At 70.6% G+C, this 22391-nt stretch carries 18 protein-coding genes; 8 read left to right on the plus strand and 10 right to left on the minus strand.

Annotation, left to right across the window (positions count from 1 at the left end; genetic code table 11):
• The first annotated feature begins 3 nt into the window (after nucleotides 1–3).
• Nucleotides 4–246, plus strand: coding sequence for a hypothetical protein (locus QM711_RS10105; protein ID WP_415098895.1), 243 nt, complete (start codon nucleotides 4–6; stop codon nucleotides 244–246).
• Here QM711_RS10105 and QM711_RS10110 read toward each other — a convergent pair.
• The 3 genes from QM711_RS10110 to QM711_RS10120 form a co-directional block, all read right to left on the minus strand.
• A complete protein-coding gene (locus QM711_RS10110; RefSeq protein WP_415098897.1) occupies nucleotides 243–1481 on the minus strand; it encodes an alcohol dehydrogenase catalytic domain-containing protein in 1239 nt (412 codons plus the stop codon). The genes QM711_RS10105 and QM711_RS10110 overlap by 4 nt on opposite strands.
• Nucleotides 1482–1606: 125 nt before the next feature.
• Nucleotides 1607–1792, minus strand: coding sequence for a 50S ribosomal protein L28 (rpmB, locus tag QM711_RS10115; RefSeq protein ID WP_415098899.1), 186 nt, complete (start codon nucleotides 1790–1792; stop codon nucleotides 1607–1609).
• Nucleotides 1793–1928: 136 nt separating this feature from the next.
• Entirely contained in the window at nucleotides 1929–3611 is a 1683-nt protein-coding gene (locus QM711_RS10120) for a ribonuclease J (protein WP_415098901.1), read from the minus strand.
• 71 nt (nucleotides 3612–3682) lie between these two features.
• Here QM711_RS10120 and QM711_RS10125 point away from each other — a divergent pair, with 71 nt between their 5' ends.
• Genes QM711_RS10125 through QM711_RS10135 form a run of 3 tightly spaced genes read left to right on the plus strand, consistent with a single transcriptional unit; the run spans nucleotide 3683 to nucleotide 7320 of the window.
• On the plus strand, nucleotides 3683–4216 hold the full coding sequence (locus tag QM711_RS10125; RefSeq protein WP_415098903.1) for a GNAT family N-acetyltransferase: 534 nt from the start codon (nucleotides 3683–3685) through the stop codon (nucleotides 4214–4216).
• A 50-nt stretch (nucleotides 4217–4266) separates the two neighbouring features.
• Entirely contained in the window at nucleotides 4267–6252 is a 1986-nt protein-coding gene (locus QM711_RS10130) for a hypothetical protein (RefSeq protein ID WP_415098905.1), read from the plus strand.
• Between the two features lie 33 nt (nucleotides 6253–6285).
• Nucleotides 6286–7320 (plus strand): glutathione S-transferase family protein, encoded by a 1035-nt coding sequence (locus QM711_RS10135; RefSeq protein ID WP_415098907.1) that lies wholly within the window; start codon nucleotides 6286–6288, stop codon nucleotides 7318–7320.
• 274 nt (nucleotides 7321–7594) lie between these two features.
• Here the strand turns inward: QM711_RS10135 and sthA are convergent, their stop codons facing one another.
• The 3 genes from sthA to QM711_RS10150 all read right to left on the minus strand — a co-directional run bounded on the left by sthA (nucleotide 7595) and on the right by QM711_RS10150 (nucleotide 10937).
• Entirely contained in the window at nucleotides 7595–9004 is a 1410-nt protein-coding gene (gene sthA / locus QM711_RS10140) for a Si-specific NAD(P)(+) transhydrogenase (protein ID WP_415098909.1), read from the minus strand.
• A gap of 170 nt (nucleotides 9005–9174) precedes the next feature.
• Nucleotides 9175–9909 (minus strand): 4-hydroxy-tetrahydrodipicolinate reductase, encoded by a 735-nt coding sequence (gene dapB / locus QM711_RS10145; protein ID WP_415098911.1) that lies wholly within the window; start codon nucleotides 9907–9909, stop codon nucleotides 9175–9177.
• A gap of 80 nt (nucleotides 9910–9989) precedes the next feature.
• A complete protein-coding gene (locus QM711_RS10150; RefSeq protein WP_415098913.1) occupies nucleotides 9990–10937 on the minus strand; it encodes a ribose-phosphate diphosphokinase in 948 nt (315 codons plus the stop codon).
• A 156-nt stretch (nucleotides 10938–11093) separates the two neighbouring features.
• On the opposite strand from QM711_RS10150, the gene QM711_RS10155 reads away from it, so the two are divergent.
• Complete coding sequence (locus tag QM711_RS10155; protein WP_415098915.1) at nucleotides 11094–11855, plus strand: EAL domain-containing protein; 762 nt, start codon at nucleotides 11094–11096, stop codon at nucleotides 11853–11855.
• Here QM711_RS10155 and QM711_RS10160 read toward each other — a convergent pair.
• The 4 genes from QM711_RS10160 to QM711_RS10175 form a co-directional block, all read right to left on the minus strand.
• Nucleotides 11836–14067, minus strand: coding sequence for a diguanylate cyclase (locus QM711_RS10160; protein ID WP_415098917.1), 2232 nt, complete (start codon nucleotides 14065–14067; stop codon nucleotides 11836–11838). The genes QM711_RS10155 and QM711_RS10160 overlap by 20 nt on opposite strands.
• Nucleotides 14064–16205 carry a glycosyltransferase gene (locus QM711_RS10165; protein WP_415098919.1) on the minus strand — a complete coding sequence of 714 codons (2142 nt, stop codon included), beginning with the start codon at nucleotides 16203–16205 and terminating at the stop codon, nucleotides 14064–14066. Before QM711_RS10165 ends, QM711_RS10160 begins: the two co-directional genes overlap by 4 nt.
• Before the next feature lie 249 nt (nucleotides 16206–16454).
• Entirely contained in the window at nucleotides 16455–18371 is a 1917-nt protein-coding gene (locus tag QM711_RS10170) for a sensor histidine kinase (RefSeq protein ID WP_415098921.1), read from the minus strand.
• An 18-nt stretch (nucleotides 18372–18389) separates the two neighbouring features.
• On the minus strand, nucleotides 18390–18770 hold the full coding sequence (locus QM711_RS10175) for a hypothetical protein (RefSeq protein WP_415098923.1): 381 nt from the start codon (nucleotides 18768–18770) through the stop codon (nucleotides 18390–18392).
• Between the two features lie 98 nt (nucleotides 18771–18868).
• On the opposite strand from QM711_RS10175, the gene QM711_RS10180 reads away from it, so the two are divergent.
• From QM711_RS10180 to QM711_RS10190, 3 genes are all read left to right on the plus strand, one after another.
• Nucleotides 18869–19519: a response regulator gene (locus QM711_RS10180; protein WP_415098925.1), complete on the plus strand. Its 651-nt coding sequence runs from the start codon at nucleotides 18869–18871 to the stop codon at nucleotides 19517–19519.
• Nucleotides 19520–19618: 99 nt separating this feature from the next.
• The gene (locus QM711_RS10185; protein ID WP_415098927.1) at nucleotides 19619–20194 is read left to right on the plus strand and encodes an RNA polymerase sigma factor; all 576 of its coding nucleotides are present in this window, start codon (nucleotides 19619–19621) and stop codon (nucleotides 20192–20194) included.
• 183 nt (nucleotides 20195–20377) lie between these two features.
• Entirely contained in the window at nucleotides 20378–21814 is a 1437-nt protein-coding gene (locus QM711_RS10190; protein WP_415098929.1) for a S8 family serine peptidase, read from the plus strand.
• The last annotated feature ends 577 nt before the right edge of the window (nucleotides 21815–22391 follow it).

Below are 22391 nucleotides of genomic sequence, written 5' to 3' on the forward strand. Positions count from 1 at the left end.
GTCATGGCCATCGCGCGGGACGAACTGATCCGGATTCTGGCCGAGGCCGACCCGGTGGGACTGATCGCCGACGGGGCTCCGGACGACGAGTACGCCGCCGAAGCGGACGCCATCCTGGCGCTACGCGGCGTCCCTCGGCTCACCGAGATCACCGGGATCTTCGGCGTCAGCTTCGCCGATCCCGGAGCCTGCACCCGGGAGACGGCCCGCTGGATCGTCGACGAGATGGGACGCCGCGCCGGCTAGTCCGGGACGGTGATGTCGGGCATGTTCGCCAGGATCCACGCTTCCGCCTCCGGCGACCACAACCCGTCGTGAGCGGCGAGGATGCCGCCGAGCGGGCTCGCCGGATCGACGGCGTCCAGGTCGATCCGGTCGAACGCCTTGTGGGTGTAGACCAGCTTCTTGCCGCCGCCGATCACCGGCTGGTCCTGGGTCGTCTCGGCGACCGCGTCGAGGCCGAGGACATGGGTGACGACCTTCGCGACGTCCAGCCGTCCCTCGGCAACGAGCTTCGCGGCCAGCGCGGCGCTGTCGGGGGTGCCGCCGGAATTCCCGACCACCCGGACCAGGTTGTAGTGGACGTCGTAGAGGTTGATCGGCACCGTGAAGGACGCGTCCTGCGGGCCGGCGAACTGGTTCAGGCAGCCGTCCCGGTTCAGCAGCCCGGCCGCCATCGCCAGCACGTCGACGACCGAGACCATCGAGATGACGTCGTCGAAGCCGCCGCCGCCCAGCCTCCGCAGTTCGGCCGCCTGTTCGTCGACGGACATGCCCGAGACGTTGACGAAGTGCACCTCGACCTCGTCGGAGGGGTACAGCCGGCGCGCCCGCTGAAGTTTCTCCTCGCCGCGTCCGGTCACCACCAGAGTCTTCGGTTTGCGGTCGGAATGCAGCGCATAGTCGACGGCGAGCAGCCCCATCGGTCCGGTCCCGCCGATCAGCAGCAGGCTGCCGCCCTGCTTGATCCCGGACACCGGCGTGTAGGTGTGCGGAATCAGGTGGATCTGGGCGTCGAACGCCGAAATGACGCAACTCAGCGGTTCGCACAGCGAGCCCTCGTAGTACGCCCTGCCCTCGAACGGGATCAGGCAGTCGAGGTCGATCACCTCGGCCGGCACGATCACGGCAGTGGAGTTGCCGCCGATGTAGCGGTAGGAGTATCCGGGGACGAAGGGGCTCTCGCGCGGCAGCGCCGGCTGCACGATCACCCGTTGTCCGGCGCTGAATCGGTGCGCCCAGGCCGCCCCCACCTGCAGGATCTTCCCGCAGAACTCGTGCCCCAGCATGACCGGGTTCGTGGCCAGGTCGGCCGGGGCCTTCTTGTGACTGCCGCCGGCCTGCAGCAGCTTCCACGACGACATGCACATGGTGTCGGTGACGATCTCGGCCAGCACCTCGTGGTCGCCGATCGGCGGAAGCTCGGTGCTCTCCAGCCGTAGATCCTGCTTGCCGTACAGATTGACCGAAATGGCCTTCATCGAACCTCCTGATCGCCGGCGCCGATGCCTGGCAGACCATTCGGACTCTAGTGTCCCGTCAGGTTGAAGCGGTGCACCAAAGCAGAAGGACCCGCCGCAGCGGGTCCTTGCTCATGCCGGTCGGGTCAGCGGGTGACCTTGCCGGACTTCAGGCACGAAGTGCAGACGTTCAGCCGTTTCGGCGCACCGGCCACCACCGCGCGGACGCGCTGGATGTTCGGGTTCCACCGACGGTTGGTCTTCTTCTTCGACCAGGGCACGTTGTGGCCAAAGCCTGGGCCCTTGGCGCAGATGTCACACACGGCAGCCACTGGTAACTCCTTGATTGCTTGGGAACGGCCCCGCGACGAGGGCCTCGTCAACGATACCCGAGAGCCTGCCGGGCCACCTAATCGGGTAGTCGCTCCGCCCGGACGTCCTGGTTGAGCCCTGCGGACGACCCGATGCTCAGGCCGCGACGACCACCGGCAGGATCATCGGACGCCGCCGGTAGGTGTTGCTCACCCAGCGGCCGACGGTTCGGCGGACCACCTGCTGCAGCCCCCGGACGTCCTCGGAGCCGTCCGACATGGCATCGATCACCGCTTTCGCGATCTGTCCCTTGACCCCGTCGAACACCGAATCGTCCTCGACGAAACCGCGGGCATGGATGTCCGGTCCGCTGACCAGGCTCATCGAATGCAGGTTCACCACCACCACGACGCTGATGAAGCCGTCCGCGCCGAGGATCTTGCGGTCGCTCAGCTCGGCGTCGCCGATGTCGCCGACGGTGGAGCCGTCCACGAAGATGTAGCCGCAGTCCAGCTTGCCGACCACCCGGGCCCTGCCCTTGGCCAGGTCGACCACTCCCCCGTCCTCGACCACGATGGCCCGCTCGCGGGGAACCCCGGTGGCGACGGCGAGGTCGGCGTTGGCGATCAGGTGCCGGATCTCACCGTGCACCGGCATCGCGTTGCGCGGCTGGATCAGGTTGTAGCAGTACAGCAGCTCGCCGGCCGAGGCATGGCCGGACACGTGCACCAGCGCGTTGCCCTTGTGCACGACGGTGACCCCGTTGCGGGAGAGTCCGTTGATCACCCGGTAGACCGAGTTCTCGTTGCCGGGGATCAGCGAGGACGCCAGCAGGACCACGTCACCCGGGCCGGCCTTCACCACCGGATGCTCGTGGTTGGAGATCCGGGACAGCGCCGACAGCGGTTCGCCCTGCGATCCGGTGGAGACCAGGACGACCTTGTCGTCGGGGTAGTTCTCGAGCTGCTTGAGTTCGATCAGGGTGTCGGCCGGCACCTTCAGATAGCCGAGCTCTTGGGCGACGGTCATATTGCGGACCATCGAGCGGCCGATGTAGACGACCTTGCGGCCGTGCCGCACCGCGGCGTCCAGCACTTGTTGGACGCGGTGCACGTGCGAGGCGAAGCAGGCCACGATCAGTTTCTGCTTGGCAGCAGAGAAGACCCGCTCCATGGCTGGTTCGATGTCCCGCTCGTGGGTGGTGAAACCGGGGGTTTCGGCGTTGGTGGAGTCGGCCAGGAACAGGTCGACCCCCTCTTGGCCGAGCCGGGCGAACCCGCGCAGGTCGGTCAGCCGGCGGTCCAGCGGGAGTTGGTCCATCTTGAAGTCGCCGGTGTGCAGCACCGTCCCGGCCGGCGTCCGGATCGCGACGGCCAGGGCGTCCGGGATGGAGTGGTTGACGGCCAGGAACTCCAGATCGAACTCGCCGACCTTGATCCGGGCGCCCTCGGCGACCACCCTCAGATCGACATCGCGCAGCCGGTGCTCGCGCAGCTTCTCCCGCAACAGGGCAAGGGTGAGCCGGGACCCGATCACCGGAATGTTCGGACGGCTGCGCAGCAGGTACGGCACGGCACCGATGTGGTCCTCGTGCCCATGGGTCAGCACCAAGGCCTGGATGTCGTCGAACCGCTCCTCGAGCAGGTGCAGGCCGGGCAGGATCAGGTCGACCCCGGGGTGGTCGTCGGAGGGGAACAGGACGCCGCAGTCGACCAGCAGCAGCTGACCGTTCATTTCGAAGCTGGTGCTGTTGCGGCCGACGTCGCCGAGACCCCCCAGGGGGATCACTCGCAAGGTGTCTCGCGCCAGCTTGGGGGGTGTCTTCAGGGACTCACGCACAACGTTCACCCTAGCGCCGTGGGCAGCCGGGCCGGACGAGGTGCCCGGCTGCGCGGCGTTAGCATGAGCCGGTGATCCCCGACTCCGTCCGATTGGCCCTGCCCGTCGAGGCCGCCCAGATCGCGGCCATCCAGCGGCGGGGCTGGTCGCAGGGACTGCCCGCCGAGGTGGCTGAGTCGGTGCTCACCAGCGTTGACCTGGACGCGATGACGCGGTCGTGGCATGCCGCGATCACCCGTCCGCCGCTGGCCCAGTTCCGGGTGCTGGTCGCGGTGACCGACGATCGGGTGGTCGGGTTCGCGGCGCTCGGACCCAGCGACGACCCGGACGCCGAACCCGGCGAGGACGGCATCGTCGCCGAGTTCGCCATCGATCCGGTCGCGCAACGCAGCGGACACGGGTCGCGGCTGCTGAACGCCTGCATGGACACGCTGCGCGCCGACGGCTTCGGCCGCGCCACCTGGTGGGTGCGCTCCACCGACGACGCCCTGCGCCGGTTCCTGACCGAGTCCGGCTGGGCACCCGACGGCGGGCACCAGGAGATCGGCACCGGCGAGGACGCCCGGCTCAAGCTGGTCCGGCTGCACACCGACATCTCGGCCTGACCGGCGTCCGGCCCGGCGAATCAAACCGCAGTCGAGTTGCTCCGCCAGGCATGACTGAATCGGAGATCGATGAGCGGACCGGTCGTGGGAGCAGGTCCGGCGATGGTGCCGCAGCGGCTCGCCCGGACGGCAGCTGCAGCGAGTGCGGCGAGCAGAATCCGCCGGGAGCCCGCTTCTGTGCGCACTGCCGCAGCTATCTGGGCTGGAGCGAGTCGGCGTCCGGCGGCGTCGGCGAGCACCTCGACCGGACGCCGGCTTCGCACCCCGGCCCGGCTTCGCCCCCCGGCCCGGCGGCCCCCGATCCCGCCGAGCCCGCGCCCAGCCGGGATCGATTCCGGCTGAACGCGCCGTCCGGCCCGGTCGACGTGCCGGCGACCGGAGAACCGGCTGTGCTCAGCATCGGGGTCACCAATCTCTCCACGATCGTCAACGGCTATCAGGTCAGGCCCATCTCGGCACCGAACTGGCTCGTCGTCGAAGCGGAACAACTCCGGCTGCTGCCGCAGGCCGAGGGCACCCTGACCATCCGGCTCCGGGCGGTCTCCCCCAGCCTGGTGATCGCTCAGCGACTACGGGTGCTGCTGGTCGTCCGGTCGCTGAGCGAGGCGCCGGCCCGGCTCGAACTACCGGTCGAGATCACCGTTCCGGCGGTCGATCGACCCCTGCGGTTGCGCGCCGAACCCAGCCTGCTGCGGCTGCGCGACGACGCACCGGGCAGCTTCATCGTCCGTGCCGACAATCCCAGCAACCGCACCGTCCGGCTCCGGCTCAGCGGCTCGGACCCCGAGCTTGCGGTCCGGTTCGGGTTCGTGCCTGAGGAACTGCAGCTCGGGCCTGGGGCGTCCGGCTCGGTTCAGGTCACTGCTCGTGCCCCCGGACCGCAGGACCAGGCGGAGATCTCCCGGCAGCTGTTGATCTCGGCCGGCGACGGCCGGGTGTCCGCGGAGGTGCCGGTGACGATGCAGCAGAGTCGCGGGGTGTCGGCGATGACGACGCTGGCCGTCCGGCTCGAGCCGAGCCTGATCCGGGTGCGCGACGCCGACGGTGCCGACGTCACCGTGGTGCTGGACAACCGGCGCGGTCGCGAAGGGCTGCGGGTCGCGCTTGAAGGACGGGATCCGGAGCAGGCGATGCGGCTGTCGTTCGCGCCGTCGGCGATCGACGTGCCCCCGGGTCGGCAGGTGCCGGTGCGGCTGCGACTGGACGCGTGGCGGCCCCAACCCGGTCACGAGGTCAGTCGGTCCTTCACCGTGGTGGCCAGCGATGGACGGACGGCGCTCGAGACCACCGGCACCCTCGTCCAGTCGTCCTCCCGGCCGGCGATCGAGACGCTCGGCCTCCGGCTCGAACCAAGCGTGCTCAGGCTGAACGGGCGCGGGCGTGGCACGCTCACCGCCGTGGTCGACAACCGCGGCGGCGCCCAATCGGCGCGCGTCCGGCTGACCGGCAGCGATCCCGAGGGTGTTTCGCGTTTCGCCTTCACCCCGGTCGAACTCGACGTGCCGGCCGGGCAGATCGGCCGCAGCACGGTGGCCCTCCGTTTCCCGCAGCCGCCGACCGGGCAGCAGCTCACCCTTCCGTTCGCCGTGATTGCCTGCGACGGAAGCTCGGAAGCCTCCGCCAACGGCTCCGTGGTCGTGACCGGGGGCGCGCGGCGCTCCGTTGCCCGGGTGATCTGGACGCTGCTCGGCGGGATCGCGATGATCGCCGGAGCGTTCGGCACCTGGTTGGCGGAGGCCCAGCTGACCGGAACCGACCTGGTGCCGGCGACGTTCGGTGTGCACCGCGGGCTGGGAGGCCTGTCGGCCGGTCACGCCCTGGCGGCGCTGGGGCTGGTCGCGGTCCTCGGGATCGTCGGGGCGACGGGCCGGCTGACCCGGGTCGCGGCGATGCTCGGTTTGATCGGTCTGGTTGCTGCGCTGCTGCTGTGCGCCGCACAGTTCGGCGGCGACGTCCCCGGCCCCGGCGCGATCGTCGCCGGGCTGGGATGCCTCGCCGCCTACGCCGGCGGACGGCGGGCCCACCGCGGACCGTGAGGCCTATTGTTGGGCCCCGGAAGGGAGTCGGCGATGAGCGAGCGAGATGAGCACTCCAAGGGTGGCAGCTATTCCACCTCCGGCCAGGAGTTCGTCCGGGACACCCGCTACATCACCGATCGGATCGTGGCCCGCCCGGACGTCCCCGGCGAGTGGCAGGTCGAGGCTGGTCGCTACCGGCTGATCGCGGCGCGGGCCTGCCCGTGGGCGAACCGGACGCTGATCGTCCGCCGGCTACTCGGTCTTGAGGACGTGCTGCCGGTCGGCCTGCCCGGCCCCACCCACGACGCCGACTCGTGGACCTTCGACCTCGACCCGGGCGGCGTCGATCCGGTGCTGGGCATCCACAAGTTGAAGGACGCCTACGAGAAGCGTTTCCCCGGCTATCCGCGGGGCATCACCGTCCCGGCCATCGTCGAGGTCGCCACCGGCGAGGTGGTGACCAACGACTTCGACCAGATCACCCGGGATCTGGCGTCGGAATGGACCGAGTTCCACCGCTCCGGCGCGCCCGATCTGTGGCCGGCCGCCCTCCGCGAGGAGATGGAGCAGGTGATGCGCCGGGTGTACACCGAGGTGAACAACGGCGTCTACCGGTGCGGCTTCGCCGGCAGCCAGGACTCCTACGACGCCGCCTACGACCGGCTCTGGACGGCGCTGGACTGGCTGGAGGAACGGCTGAGTTCCCGGCGCTTCCTGCTGGGTGCGACGATCACCGAGGCCGACGTCCGCCTGTTCACCACACTGGTGCGGTTCGATGCGGTCTACCACGGGCACTTCAAGTGCAACCGGACCAAGCTGATCGAGCTGCCGGCGCTGTGGGGTTACGCCCGCGACCTCTACCAGACGCCCGGCTTCGGCGACACCATCGACTTCGTCCAGATCAAGCAGCACTACTACGTCGTCCACCGCGACCTGAACCCGCACAGGATTGTGCCGAAAGGCCCCGACCTGTCCGGCTGGCTCACCCCGCACGGGCGCGAGGCACTGGGCGGGCGACCGTTCGGCGACGGGACGGCCCCAGGCCCCGTACGGCCCGCCGACGAGGTACCCAACCCACTCCCCTGATCGACCCTGGGGGGACGGTTCTTTGACACTGGGGGACGGTTCTTTTGGTCACCAAGAACCGTCCCCGGTGACCGGGAGAACCGTCCCCGGTGACCGGGAGAACCGTCCCCGGTGACCAAGAGAACCGTCCCCGGTGACCGCGAGAACCGTCCCCGGTGACCGGGAGAACCGTCCCCGGTGACCGGGAGAACCGTCCCCGGTGACCAAAGGAACCGTCCCCGGTGACCGGGAGAACCGTCCCCGGTGGTCACCGCGGGTCGACGAAGCTACCGGCTCAGACGGCGATCTCCTGGAACCGGCTGAGTGCCCGGAGCTTGTTGGTGGCGTCCAGGGCGGCCACTTTGTAGGCCTCCGACAGGGTCGGATAGTTGAAGACTGTGTCCACCAGGTAGTCCACGGTGCCGCCGCAGCCCATCACGGCCTGACCGATGTGCACCAGGTCGGTGGCGCCGGTGCCGAAGACGTGCACTCCCAGCAGGGTGCGGTCGACGCTGTGCACCAGCAGTTTGAGCATGCCGTAGGAGTCGCCGACGATCTGGCCGCGGGCGAGCTCGCGGTAACGGGACAGCCCGGTCTCATAAGGGATGGACTCGCCGGTCAGTTCGTCCTCGCTCTTGCCGACGTAGGAGATCTCGGGGATGGTGTAGATCCCGATCGGCTGCAGCGGGGTGATCGCGCCCGGCTTCTCGCCCATCGCGTGCATGGCTGCCAGCCGGCCCTGCTCCATCGACGTCGCCGCCAGCGCCGGGAACCCGATCACGTCGCCCACCGCATAGATGTGCGGCTGGCTGGTCCGGAAGTGCTCGTCGACGGTGATCCGGCCGCGCTTGTCGGCCTCCAGGCCGGCGTTCGGCAGCGCCAGATCCGCGGTCGCGCCCTGGCGTCCGGCCGAATACATCACCGTCTCGGCCGGAATCCGCTTGCCACTGCGCAACGTCGTCACGGTGCCGTGCGGGCTGCGTTCCACCCGCTCGACGGTCTCACCGAAGCGGAACGTCACCGCCAGGTCCCGCAGATGGAAGCGCAGCGATTCGACGATCTCGGCGTCGCAGAAGTCGAGCATCGAGGGCCGCGCGTCCACCACGGTCACCCGGGTGCCGAGGGCGGCGAACATCGATGCGTACTCGATGCCGATCACCCCGGCACCGACCACGACCATCGTTCCCGGCACGCGCTGCAGATCGAGAATTCCGTCGGAGTCGACCACGTTCTCGTTGTCGAACTCGACATTGTCCGGACGGGCCGGCTGAGTCCCGGGCGCCAGCACCACCTTCGCCGCGGTCACCGTATGCCGGTCGAGGCCCTCGATCCGGACGGTGTGCGGATCCACGAAGGACGCATCGCCGACCAGCACCGCGACGTGGTTGCGTAGCAGTTGGTTGCGGATGATCTGGGTCTCCCGGCCGATCACGTGCTGGGTTCGGGCGGTCAGGTCGGCGATGGTGATCTCGTCCTTCACCCGGTAGGAGGCGCCGTAGAGATCGCGCTGGTGCATGCCGGTCAGGTACAGCACCGCCTCACGCAACGTCTTGGACGGAATGGTGCCGGTATTGATGCAGACCCCGCCCATCATCTGTTTGCGATCGACGATGGCTACCGAGCGACCCAGTTTCGCCGCGGCGATTGCGGCGCGGTGGCCGCCGGGACCACTGCCGATCACCAATAGGTCGTATTCGTACTTCATGATGGGTTCTCCGTCCCTGGCACTGTGCCCGAGTATGGGCGGCGACAAGGACGAATGACAATGCCCGGGATGTCACGGTCGAAAGAATTCGGTGGCCTGCCCGGCCGGTTCGGGCGATCCCGGCCGGGTCGGCCCTACCGCCCGGGGGCGGGGCCGGTGGCCGGCCGCTTTCAGGCCAGGCCGAGGATGGACTCGATGCCGACGGTCAAACCGGGAAGGGCGGGGACGGCGCGGACGGCCGCGATCACCCCGGGCATGAACGACACCCGGTCGAGTGAGTCGTGCCGGATGGTCAGGGTCTCCCCCTCGCCGCCGAACAGCACCTCCTGGTGGGCGATCAGCCCGCGCAGCCGGACGCTGTGTACGTGGATGCCCTGCACCTGCGCACCGCGGGCTCCGGGCAGTTCCTGCGCGGTGGCGTCCGGCACCGGGCCGAGGCCGGCGTCCGCGCGGGCGGCGGCGATCTTGCCCACCGTGGTCGCCGAGGTCCCCGACGGCGCGTCCACCTTGTTCGGGTGGTGCAGTTCGATCACCTCCACCGACTCGAACAGCCGGGCCGCCTGGGCGGCAACGTGCATCATCAGCACCGCGCCGACGGAGAAATTGGACGCCACCACGACCCCGGCGCCGCCGGCCCCGGCCAGTTCGCGGACCTGATCGAGGCGTTCGTCGGTGAAGCCGGTGGTTCCGACGACGACGTTGATCCCGCGCCGGGTGCACCAGGCGATGTTGTCCAGCACCACGTCCGGGTGGGTGAAGTCGACCACCACCTCGGCAGCCTCGACGGCGTCCCGGTCGTCGCCGGCGTCCACGGCCGCGACGAGTTCCAGGCCTTCCGCGGCCTCCACCGCCCGCACCACCTCGGAGCCCATTCGTCCGCGCGCACCGAAAACGGCTACCTTCATCGCTCTCTCCTCCACCGGGTTTCGTCCGTGCTCACCCTACTGACCGGCCTCGACCAGCTCGACCGGCGGTGGACCTTGGCTCAGGCGTCGAACAGCGACGAGATCGACTCGCCGCTGTGGATCCGCCGGACGGCCTCGGCGAACAGCGGCGCCACCGACAGCACGGTCAGCCGTTCGAGTTCGCCGGCCACCCGGGGCGGGACGGTGTTGGTGCAGACGATCTCCTTGAGGTCGGCCTGAGCGTTCAGCCGCTCGACCGCCGGGCCGGTGAACAACCCGTGCACACAGGCCGCAGTGATCGAGTTGACGCCCACTTCGCGTAGCTTGTCGAACAACTCGATCAGCGAGCCGCCGGTGGCGATCTCATCGTCGAGGACGATCACGTCCTTGCCCTTGACGTCGCCGACGATGCTGTCGATGACCACCCGGTCGTCGGTGAGCCGGCGCTTGGCCCCGGCCGCGACCGGAACGTCCAGCAGCCGGGCGAAGTGGTTGGCTTCTTTGACGTTGCCGAAGTCGGGTGACACCACGACCGCATTCGACAGGTCGCCGTTGCTACGGAAATGCCTGGCCAGGACGTGATTCGCACTCAGATGGTCGACCGGCATCTCGAACATTCCGTGCACCTGCGGGGAATGCAACGCCATCGTCACCACCCGCTGGGCGCCGGCCTTGTGCAGCAGGTCGGCGACCAGCCGGGCGCCGATCGAGATCCGCGGCGCGTCCTTCTTGTCGCTGCGCGCGTAGGCGTAGTGCGGCATCACCACGGTCAGATGCCCCGCCGACGCGCCGCGGGCGGCGTCCAGCATCAGCAGCAGTTCGACCAGGTTCTCCTGCACGGGCGGCACCAGCGGCTGGACGATGAAGACGTCCCGCTTGCGGCAATTGCCGTCCAGATGCACCTGCAGGCAGTCGTTGCTGAATCGGGTGGTCTCTGAGGGCGACAGCGGGCTGCCCAGCAGGTCGCACACCTCCTCGGCGAATGCCCGGTGCGCGGAACCGGAGAACACGATGATGTCGTCGGTCACGGAAGGTGACCTTAACGGACGCCGCCGCGCTCGGATTGCACAGACCACGATGGCTGGTGGAAACGGCCGCTTCTTGTAGCCTTCGGCCATGTCGGATTCCACCCCCACGAACCGGCCCGGTCAGCCAGCGCGAATCAGCCGAACGGCCCTGAGCCGGTGAGCGTCGATGCCGGTGAGTTGCGCCGCGCCGTCCGCGCCGGCGAAGTCATCCCCTGGTACCAGCCGATCGTCGAACTCGCCACCGGAACCATTCAGGGCGTCGAGGCCCTGGCCCGCTGGCCGCGTCCCGACGGCATGGTCCCGCCGGACGCCTTCATCCCGGTCGCCGAGGCCGATGACCTGATCCTCGAACTCGACCTGGCGGTGACCCGGCAGGCCCTCGCCGACCTGAGCCGGTGGCAGCGCTTGCGTCCCGGCTTCGAACTGAACGTGAACCTGTCCGGACGCCGCCTCGACTCCGACGCCGGGGTGGCCGACCTGATCGCCGCCGTCGATGCCGCCGGGGTGACCCCCGGCACGGTCTGCGCCGAACTCACCGAGACCGCGCGCCCGGTCGCCGCCGACGGGGGCGCCGCCGCCCTCGACCGGTTGCGCGCGGCCGGCCTGCCGATCTGGCTGGACGACTTCGGCGCCGGCCACACCAGCCTGCAGGACGTGATCCGGCTGCCTCTGGACGGGATCAAATTCGACCGGAGCTTCGCCGGCCAACTCGACCTGCCGCGCGCCGAACCGTTGCTCGGTGCCCTGACCGCAGCCGCCCACCGGATCGGCCTCCGGGTTTCCCTGGAGGGCATCGAGACCGGCGCCCAGGCCGAGGCCGCGCGCCGGCTGGGCTGCGACCTGGGGCAGGGCTTCCTGTGGTCGCCTCCGGTGCCGGCCCAGCAGGTGGACGGCTGGCTCAGGGCCTCGGACGGGTAGCCGCGAGTTCGGCGTACAGCGACCCGAGCCCCAGTTCGCAACCGGCGGCGGCGAAGACCTCGGCCTCCGACCGGGTGCTGGCCTCGGGCGCGATCACCCGGTAGCCGAAGGCGTTGGCGGTCTCCACGGTCAGCCGCACCAGGGTGCCGCCGGCCATGGTCAGCAGCCGCCGGTCGAGCCGCACGTAGTCGAACGGCACCCGTGCCCAGCGGTCGGTGCCGCTGTCGTCGGCGCCGAAGCTGTCGGCGCAGATCCGGACGCCGAGCCTGCGGAGCTGCGCCAGGCCGTCCGACACCCGGACGTTGCCGATCTCGTCGGCGGGCACCAGCAGCATCAGCCGCTCGGCCGCCAGCCCGGCGGCCAACGCCGACGAGACGTCGGTGACGAGCGTGCCCTGGGCGAGTTGGCGTCCGGTGACCGGGACCAGCAGCACGCCGTCGCCGGGCCGTGCCGGCGCGCCGGTGTGCACCATCCAGCTGTCCAGGTCGCAGAGCTTATCCGTCCCCCGGGTCAGCGGCAGCATGTCGTGGCGCAGCCAGAGTTCGCCGTCCGGGCCGGGCACGGCGACCTCGAGTTGCTCGCCCGCCGGCCGTCCGGTCGCCAGGTCGATGATCGGGCTGGTCTCGACCGTGGCGGTGCCGTGCCGCAGCGCTCCCGCGATCGCACTGCCGACCGCCGCCCGGCGTTCCACCTCGGCCCGCAGCGACGGGGCGTAGACCTCGACCCGGCCGCGGCCGCCGGCCTTGGCCCGGAAGACGGCGTGGTCGGCCTCCTGCATCAACCGGTCCGGGTCGAGGGTGGCGTCACTGTTGATCGTCACGCCGATGCTGGCGCCGATCCGGGCCTCCCGGCCGGTGCTGAGCCGGATCGGCTCGGCAATAGCGGCGATCAGGCGTTTGGCCACCCGGACCGCGCTCACCTCGTCATCGACGGGTTCCAGCAGCACCACGAATTCGTCGCCGCCGAGCCGGGCCACCACGTCCCCGCCGCGGACCGCCTGCTGCATCCGGGTGCCGGCGACCACCAGCACCTCGTCGCCGGCGGCGTGGCCGAGGATGTCGTTGACCTGCTTGAAGCCGTCCAGGTCGATGAACAGCAGGCCGACGATCTCGCCCGAGCGCCGCGCCCGGCTCAGCGCGGCGCGCATCACCTCGATCGCCTGCGCGCGGTTGGGCAGGCCGGTGAGCGGGTCGTGGGTCGCCTGATGGGCGAGCGCGACCAGCGCCCGCTCGCGTTCGGCCTGGGTCTGCTCCATCGCCCGGACGGCGACGCCGATCCTGGCCATCACCAGCCCGCTGGTCAGTGCGCCGCCGAGCACGATCGGCCAGACCTGGATCGGCTGCCCGGTCAGCGCCTTCACCGCCAGCAGCGCACCCGGCATCAGCAGTGCCACCGCGAGCGCGGCCAGTCCGCCGCGGCTGAACGAGCGTCCGGCGTCCGGCACCGACTCGGTCGGCGGAGCCATCGAGGGGTGCAGTGCGGACGCCGCCCAAAGCAGGTACGAGGCCATCCAGACCACCTCGAGGCTGTCGCTGGAGTCCCAGGTGAGCTGCTCGAAAGCCGAAGCCAGGACGTCGGCGATCAGCAGGGTGCCGAGCGCCGCGGCGAGCAGCCAGAACGACGGCGTCCGGCCCCACGGCGTCGGCACCAGCCGGACCAGGAAGGCGGCCAGCACCACGTCGCCGACCGGGTAGGCGAGACTGATCACCGCCCCGGCCGTCGAGACGTCCAAGGCGGCCAGGGTGGGCTGGGCCAGGGCCACCCAGGTGAGGAGCCCGAGGGCTGCCACCAGGATCGCGCTGTCCAGCACGCCGGCCAGCCCCCGGCGCAGCCGGCGTCCGTTCAGCAGCGCCAGCCCGAAGGCGACGATCGGGTAGCCGGCCAGGTAGATCGCGTCCGCCGGGGCCGGGAAGGTGTCGTGGCCGAGCAGATCGCTCTCGATCGCGCCCACCGTGTCGGCCACCGCCCAGACCAGCTGGCCCAGGGCCATCAGGTACCAGGGCAGAGGGTGCACCGGGCGGTGCATCCGCACGCCCACGACGATGCCCACCGCCGACAGCACACCGAACAGCTGGAACGCCAGCGAGCGTGGCATCCCGTCCGGCAACAACCGGCTGGCCAGTGCGAGGACCGTGCCGACGGCGAGCAGCAGCCACCACCCGCGGGTGCTCCATCCCGGTGCGGCGTGCGGGGCTGCGCTCCGCCCGGTCACGTCCGTCCTGCCCCGGGTGCCGATCCACCCAGGCCGGTCCCGTACTGGGCCACCAGCGTGGGGACGCCGGCGGGACGGCGGCCGGCCGGGCGCAGGGCGACCGCGGGAGTCCCGTCCGGGAGTCCGTCGATCACCCCGGCAGGCGTGTGGAACAGCCACAGCGCGATCCCGCGGTAGGCGTCCCAGTCGCCGAAGCGGACCCGGAACGAGGCGATCTCGGCGCTTCCCACGCTGCGCACCCGGACGGCTTCCAGCGGGATCGGCCGCTGCTGGCCGGGCAGCACCAGGGAGATCTCGGAAGCCGGCGGCAACGCCCCGGTGGGCACCGACACCGCGGCCCCGCCGAGCGACAGGTCGACGAGTTCGCCGTCCGCGCCGTTGACCGTGATCGGTGCCCGCACCGCCACCCGGTAGGCGTTTCGCCGGGAGGTGGCGAACTCGACCGCCTGGATCCGCCGGATGCCCATCATCAGCACCACCCCGGCGAGCACCACCCAGGCACCGGCGGTGACGGTGGAGGACGGCGAACTCTGCCAGGGCACCAGCCCGGCGACGCCGACGCCGGCGTACAGCACCACGGCGACGATCAGGCCGAGCAGCCACCACAGGATCGCCGGGACGTGCCCCCGCCGGCGCTCCTCCGCGCCGGCCTTGGGGGTGACGTCGAAGTCGAGCGAGCGCCGGGTGAGCAGCCACCACAGGCAGGCCAGCCCGACCGGGATCCGCAGGATCCGCAGCGCGAACGCGGTGGCCCAGTGCAGGTGCCCCCGGTACAGCCGTCCGGCCCCCCACAGCCGGATCACGAACAGCGCGGTGAAGAAGGTCAGGAACAGCCACGGGTTGGCCGTGGAGACCTGGGCGCCGCTGAGCAGCACGATCACCGGGACCAGGAAACCGAGCACGGTGGCGACCCCCTCGAGCCACCACACGGTGGCGTCGAGGTACTCGTAGTAGCCGCGCCAGGACAGCCAGCGCTTGGCCGCCCACAGCCGCTCCTTGACCAGCACCTGCATGCAGCCCATCCCCCAGCGGCGACGCTGCAGCAGGTACTGCTCGGGGGTCGCCGGGGCCAGGCCGAGGGCCAGGACCTGGTGGTGGTAGGCGGTTTTCCAGCCGGCCCGGACCAGCAACATCGTGGTGTGCATGTCCTCCACGATCGTGTCGGTGGCGATGCCGCCCACCTCGGTCAGCGCGCTGACCCGGATCAGCGACGTCGAGCCGCACCAGGACGTCCCGGCGCCGGCCCGGTCGCGGGCCGGCAGCTGGACATGGAAGAAGACGCCCTGCTCGCCGGTGTCGCCGTCGTCGTCGAAGGCGCCGGAGTTGTAGTAGTTCTGCGGCGCCTGCACCAGGGCGATCTCCGGGTCCCGGAACCAGCCCAGGCTGGCGGTCAGGAAGTGCGGCAGCGGCACATGGTCGCAGTCCAGGACGCCGATCACGTCGATCGGCTCGGCACCCGCGGCGACCTCGGCGGCGAGCAGGTCGAGCGCGTTGTTCATGTTCCCGGCCTTGGCATGAATGTGCTGGTCGCGGCGCACATAGCGGGCGCCGTAACTCTCGCAGAGCTCACGCACCCAGGGCCGGTCGCCGTCGTCCAGCACCCAGGTCTGGTGGGCGGGTTCCAGAGCGCAGGCGGCGGCGATGGTCGGAGCGATCACCTCGACCGGTTCGTTGTAGGTGGGGATGAACACCGCCGCGCGCAGCCCGGGTGCGACCGAGGTCACCGGCTCGGGGCCGGAACAGTCCAGATTCCACAAGTTGACGGCGCGGATCACCAGGCCGGTGACCGGGAGCACCTCGAAGGCGACCAGGAACCAGGCCGCGACCAGGTTCCAGCCGCCGAGCGGCATGGTGAACATGATCCGCCAGGTGCCGTAGACCACGATCGCGGTGATCGACACCAGCACGCCGATGTGCGCCCACTGCCGGGACCGGGCAGTCTCGGTGCCGAGCAGCCGCAGGCCGGGAGCCCAGCCGGCAAGACGAGTGCCGGGCGCAGTCGCGACCCGCCGGACGTCGGCCCGGAACGACAGCCGGCGCAGGGTACGGGGACCGCGTTCGGCACCGTTGGGTGACGGGGTCGGGTGATCGGCCTCGACGGACGGATCGTCGAGCGAATCGGGCCGCTGGTGATACACGAGTGGGGTCTCCTCGGGTCGCCAAAATGGACTCCCCCGAGTGCGCCCCAGCCTAGATGATCCGGGCCGCACAGCGGACGTCGCGGCCAGCATCCGGCCCACGAGTCACCCAGGGGAAAGCTGTCGGCCCTCGCTGGGGGTGCGGGTTCCGCTGATCGGGCTTGTCGAAACCCCGTCGCCAGAGTCTCGACGAGCCCGACCAGCGATGATCGGCGCTTGCCCGGCCGGCGCGTCGGCACCGCGGATCCGTCAGGACCGTGGCTCCGGGCCGGCGAAGGTGGCGGTGACGACAGTCCCGTGCGGGACGGCCTCCTCGACGGTGAAGCTGCCGCCGAGCTCTTCGCAGCGCTGGCGCATCGACTCGCTGCCGACCCCGCCCGGACGCGGTCCGGCGTGGCCGCGTCCATCGTCGGCGACGGCCAGTGCCAGCCCGGTCTCCGTCCGCCGCACCTCCACCGTCACCCGGGTGGCGGCGGCGTGCCGGACGCAGTTGGTCAGGGCCTCGTCCAGCACCCGGTAGAGCGCCACTTCGACGGCTGCCGGGACGTCCTCCAGCCGGTCCGGGAGGGCCAGCTCGATGGCCAGCCCGGTCTGCAGATGCCGGTCCACGACGCCGGCCAGGGCAGCAGCGAGCCCACGATCCAGGGCCGGCGGACGCAGCCCCTCGATGGCCCGCCGCAACTCGGTCGAAGCCAGGCTCAGATCCTCCTCGATGGCCCGCATCGCGGAGTCGTTCGGGACCGGACCGAGCGCCGAGACCGCTGCCCGCAACTGCATCCGGGCTCCGCTGAGCGCGGGCCCGACTCCGTCGTGGAGATCCTTGCGCAGCCGGCGGCGCTCCTCCTCGCGGGTGGTCACCAGGCGCTCACGGGCATGCTCCAGATCGCGGATCAGCCGGACGGTCGCCGCCGGCGCCGCGACCTGTAGCGCCAGCCCGTCCAGCAGGCTGCGCTCCCGGCGGTTCCAGGGCTCATCGGCGGCGCGCTGCTGCACCACCAGGTCGCCGATCCGGGCACCCTGGTGAACCAGCGCCAGTGAGGTGACCGGCCACGGTCGCTGGCTTCCCGCCGTCCGCTCGGGCCGCTCCCCCGGCTCGAGCAGGACCGCAACGTAGGGCACCCGCAGGCCGGTGGCGATCCCTTCGACCACTTCGGTCAGCATGTCGTCGGGGGTGAGCGCAGTGCCGATCCCGCGGGCCAGCGCGGTGAGCAGCTCCATCGGACGTCCGCTGGCCCCGTACAGCCAGCGGTTGAGCAACCGCTGCAGCCAGGTCCGCAACGGCAGCACCGCGACGACGGCGGCCGCGGCGGCGAAGGCTTCGGGCACCACCGCCCACCGGGTCGCGACCACCAGCGCCGTCACCGCGGCGTAGACGCCCGCGACCACCAGGGTGAGGGTGCCGTAGAGCAGCGATCGATGCACCACGGTGTCGATGTCGTACAACCCGTACCGGGCGATCGCGATCACGCCCGCCGCCGGGAACACCAGGGCCACCATGATGGCGGTGTAGGGCACATTGACGGCCTCCAGCACCATTCCCAGGATCAGCAGCGCCGTGGAGGCCGCGGCCCAGATCAGCGGACCGCGCTCGACCGGGGCCGCCCGTTTGATCCGCACCACGATGGCGGCCAGTGCCAGCAATGCCGCCGCCGGTACGGCGAGGATCCCGACGCCGGCGAGGAGCTGATCCCAGCCCGGCGTCGCGCGTTCAGTGATCGGCCGGCCAGCAGTCCGGGCCATCAGGGCCCCCAACCCCACCAGGCCGCAGCCGAGCGCCGTCACCACCACCAGCACCATCGGACGCCAACGCGCTGACGGCAGCTTCCCGTCCGGAATGAAGCAGCCGCTCAATGCAAGCAGGGCGTAACTCGGAAATGAGGCCCAACTGGCGATCACCAGCGCTGGCCCCGAGGTGGCCAGCGACAGGCCGACGGACGCCGCGGCGAGAACGCCGACCAGCAGCAGAAGCCATCCATAGCGGTTGTCGGGCGCGTGACTGGCGATCCGGGCGCCGACGATGAGCATCGCGACCGCGAGCACACAGTCGCGAATGGCAATCTCCCCGCCGCTGAGCTGATCGACGATCAGACCACCGAGCGCCACCACTAGGCCAGCGCCGGCGGTCAGCCAGGCCAGGGTCGGGGCTCGCCCCGCCAGCACGGCCATGATCGGGTGCCTAGCCGATCAGCAGCCGAACACCGCGCACCACCACCGCCACCCCGGATTCCCGGTGTTGGCAGGGCCGTCCCACTCAATTCCATCCAGCACCGGGAGTCCCATCGTGGCGATAGACCACACATCGTCCTCGGTGCTGAAGGCGCGGTCGACAGCTCGCCAGACCGCAGCCACGGTGACCACCACCGTACCTTCGGGCAACTCCACCGGGTGCTCGGAGTCGGGTCCGGAGATGACAGGCAGCAAGCCATAGAACTCGTCGACCCAGGCTTGCAGCGCAGGCGTGGCATCGACCACCAGGCAACGGCCGGCAGTCCCCACAGGCGCCGCCGGCACCGGATCGGGGGCCGGATCGGGTTGCGGGACGGGGTTCAGGTCTTCGTCGGCCATGGTGGCTCCTCTGTAGTTCGTGACCGCACAGTACGGCCCTTCGACCCAAGGTCGGCCAGACGGCTGACATTGATACGTAGTTTTCCTACGCTTGCGCCATGGCAACGGACGCGGGGGCGGCACTGGTGCTGCTGGTCGACGACCATCCCGTCGTCCGGCGCGGCCTGGCGGCCATGCTCAACGGCGAGTGGTGGGTGTCCCGGCTGATCGAGGCCGGATCGGTCGCCGAGGCACTCAAATTCGCGGTCATCGAGAAGCCGGACGCCGCGGTCGTCGATCTGGGCCTGCCGGACGGCGACGGGGTTAGCCTGATCCGCCGGCTGCGCCACGCCGTCCCCGGCTGCGCGGTGTTGGTGCTCACGATGACCCAGGACGACGCCACCGTGCAGGCCTGCCTGGCTGCCGGCGCCACCGGGTACCTGCTCAAGGAGTCGGCCCCGGACGCCCTGCTGCCGGCCCTGCGCACGGTCCTCGACGGCGGACTGGTGCTCGGCCCCCAGGTCGCCAGCAGTGCCCTCAGCGGTGTGCGACGCGACGTTCCGGAACCGTTCGACCTGCTCAGCCCGCGCGAGCTGCAGCACGTCGGGCTGCTCGCGGCCGGACTCTCCGGCGTCCAGATCGCCGCCGCGCTGAACGTGACCGAGAAGACCGTCCGCAACCAGATGGCGGCCATCCTGGCGAAGTTGGGCATCGCCGACCGGGTGCGGGTTGCGCTGCTGGCCCGCGACGCGGGGCTGCACCAGCGGTGAACCCGGTCCGGCTGGGCCGCCCGCGCAGCCGGGCGTTCTTCCCGCCGATGGCGGGCGCATCTCCCCGCCGCCGGCCAGCCTGTGACCACACCATGAAGCATGACCTCACAGACCCTCAGCCCGGTCGAGAACCGGCAGCGCCACGAGTGGCCCGACGACCTGCTGCAGCGCCTTGCCGCCGGCGAGCCCGGCGTGTGGGACGACGTGACCCGCGCTTTCCGGCCGTGCATCCTGGCTCGCGCCGCGCAGGTGGGACTCAAGCCCTGGCAGCGGCAGGATCTGGAGCAGCGGGTCTGGCTCACCCTGTTCCAGCACGCCACAGCGATTCGCGACCCTGCCTGCCTGCCGGGCTGGCTCTCCACCACTGCCCGCCGGACGGCCTACAACCTGTTGCGCGAGGAGGGCCGCGAGCTGGTCGTCGACCAGGTGCCCGACCGGGGAGGCGAGACCGGCCGCAGCGAGGTGGAGGACCGTTGCCTGGACGCGCAACGCCACCGCGAGCTCAAGGCGGCGATCGCGCAACTGCCCGCGAGTCAACGCGCGGTGGTCCGCGGCCTGTTGCACGACCTGTCCTACGACGAGGTCTCCGCTCTGCTGGGCGTGGCGATCGGCAGCATCGGGCCGACTCGGCAGCGCGCTCTGAGCCGGTTGCGGGTCGTGCTCGAGGCGGCCTGAGCGATCTCGATCCACCGCCGATCGAGCTCGACCCAGCGCCGGTCGGGCTTGTCGAGATCGCGGGTGCCGCGACCCGGCCGAGGCGGTCTCGCCACCGTCAGCCCCGCGACTGCGCGGTCGTCCAGCCCGGCACATCGACTCTGTTCTTCACCAGCCACCGCAACTCTCCGAGAGGAACCCACCGTGCCCCAGGATCCCGTACCGACCGACACTCTCTATCAGCGACGCCGACCCTTCCGGGTGATCGTCCGGCTCAGCCGAGAGATCAACACCGACGCCTACACCGATCTCGCTGAGGCCGCCGAGGCGTCCGGCCTGCGCGAACTCGCCGAGACCCTGGCCGCCTACGGGGTGCGCGGGACCCGGCTGATCGACTCGATCTCGCCCGGCCAGCTCCGCGAACTGGAGCAGCAGAACCCGCCCGAGGACCCCAGGCAACCCAGCCTCACCCAGTACTGGCAGATCGACCTGAGCGGCAGCGAGGCCGATCCCGAACAGGTCGCGGGCCGGCTCAGCGCCCTGCCGGGTGTCGAACTGGCCTATGTCGAACTGCCGGTAATCGACGCCGGCGGACCGGACGGCGAGCCGGCGCCGGCAGCCGCGGCGGCGGTGCCGGCCAGTCATCTCGATCCGGGACCGATCGGCAGCAACGTGCGCTGGGCCTGGGAGCAGCACGGGGCGTACGGCGCGGACGTCCAGGTGCTCGACGTGGAGTCGGGCTGGATGTTCGACCACGAGGCGCTCGTCCCGCTGAAGCTGGCCATGCAGGGCGGCGTCAACCAACACGGCGTCGGCAGCTTCCGTGGCAGCCACGGCACTGCGGCGGTCGGCATCGTCGCCGGCAGCTATGTCGCGCCGCGCGGCGTCCGCGGCATCTGCACCGCCGCGGCGGTGCTGGTGGCGTCCCCGTTCAACGGCGGGGCGCCGCCGCGTCCGCTGGCATCGGTCTTGGTGGGCGCGTTGCCGGCGCTGCGGTCGGGGGACGTCGTGCTGATCGAGGTCGCCGCATTGGAAGGGGGCATCAGCACCCGGTTTCAGCGCCCGGTCGAGCGTGAGGTGGCCGTCCGGGACGCCATCGGCCTGCTCACCCGATTCGGGATCGTGGTGATCGAACCTGCCGGCAACGGCAACACCGGGCTGGACGGCCTGGGCACCGCCAACGGCCGCTGCCAACTCGACCCCGGCGGTGCCGGCTACGTGGACTCGGGCGCGGTGTTGGTCGGCGGTGCCTTCGTGGACATCTCGGCGCCGGCCGGGTCGACACCGGCACGCTGGGTGAGCGCCGACGAGCCCGCCGTCGGGTCGAATTATGGACGCCGCGTCGACTGCTACTCCTGGGCGCGGCGGGTGTACACCAGCGGCTGCCGTCCCTGGGGAAACTGCAAGCCGGCCACCAGCGCCTACCAGAACTTCAATGGGACGAGTTCGGCGAGCGCGATCATCGCCGGTGTCGCGGTCCTCGTCCAGACCATGCTCAAGTCCGCCGGGCGACCGCCGCTGACGTCCGGGGAGTTGCGCCGGATCTTCGCGGACGCCGGCAACGGCACCCCGTCGCCCCCCGGTTCCGGGATCGGCACGATGCCCGACCTGAGGCTCGTCGGCGCCGCGCTCGGTATTTAGAGACGTGCTGATCATCGTTGGTCGAGCTTGTCGAGACCCCTCTGGCAACGGGTTTCGATACTCAACCAGCGAAACTCAGCACGCATCGGCGTTTCCTTCGGAAAGCGCTGATGATCGTTGGTCGAGCTTGTCGAGACCCCTCTGACGCGGAGATTCGCCGGAATCGCCCATCCCACCATCCGCGCGCGAAGCCGCGGTCAGCCGCTGGCAACAGGTTTCGACAGGCTCAACCAGCAAACCCGCACTGATCAGAACTTGCTTCGCGAGGTGCTGGTGGTCCGTGGGGACGGACCCCACGGACCGGCTGCTGATCGAGCTGACCCTGCCGAGCGTCCGGCCCCGGTGGACAGCCAGCCGTCACGATCTCGGGATCGTCCCAGGGTGCCCAGCCAGGTCGATGATTTCGGGCTTGGACGCGAAATCGTGCGCCGAAGCGGGAATCGTGTGACGATCCCGAGATCGTGACCTTGCCGTGCCGTCACCGGACACGTCCGGGACGCGCTCAGCGGCGGCCTCACCCGTCCACAACGCCAGCGGCGCCGCACCCCGAGGGAGTGCGGCGCCGCTGGTGATGACG

The sequence above is a fragment of the Micropruina sp. genome (assembly GCF_047602385.1).
Classification (GTDB): Bacteria; Actinomycetota; Actinomycetes; order Propionibacteriales; family Propionibacteriaceae; genus Micropruina.

Bases quoted from the DNA above. Each gene is read 5' to 3' on its own strand.
- QM711_RS10185 (WP_415098927.1), top strand. From the start codon at position 19,619: ATGACCTCACAGACCCTCAGCCCGGTCGAGAACCGGCAGCGCCACGAG.
- QM711_RS10135 (WP_415098907.1), top strand. From the start codon at position 6,286: ATGAGCGAGCGAGATGAGCACTCCAAGGGTGGCAGCTATTCCACCTCC.
- QM711_RS10180 (WP_415098925.1), top strand. From the start codon at position 18,869: ATGGCAACGGACGCGGGGGCGGCACTGGTGCTGCTGGTCGACGACCAT.
- QM711_RS10105 (WP_415098895.1), top strand. From the start codon at position 4: ATGGCCATCGCGCGGGACGAACTGATCCGGATTCTGGCCGAGGCCGAC.
- QM711_RS10175 (WP_415098923.1), bottom strand. From the start codon at position 18,770: ATGGCCGACGAAGACCTGAACCCCGTCCCGCAACCCGATCCGGCCCCC.
- QM711_RS10170 (WP_415098921.1), bottom strand. From the start codon at position 18,371: ATGGCCGTGCTGGCGGGGCGAGCCCCGACCCTGGCCTGGCTGACCGCC.
- dapB (WP_415098911.1), bottom strand. From the start codon at position 9,909: ATGAAGGTAGCCGTTTTCGGTGCGCGCGGACGAATGGGCTCCGAGGTG.
- QM711_RS10130 (WP_415098905.1), top strand. From the start codon at position 4,267: ATGACTGAATCGGAGATCGATGAGCGGACCGGTCGTGGGAGCAGGTCC.
- QM711_RS10110 (WP_415098897.1), bottom strand. From the start codon at position 1,481: ATGAAGGCCATTTCGGTCAATCTGTACGGCAAGCAGGATCTACGGCTG.
- sthA (WP_415098909.1), bottom strand. From the start codon at position 9,004: ATGAAGTACGAATACGACCTATTGGTGATCGGCAGTGGTCCCGGCGGC.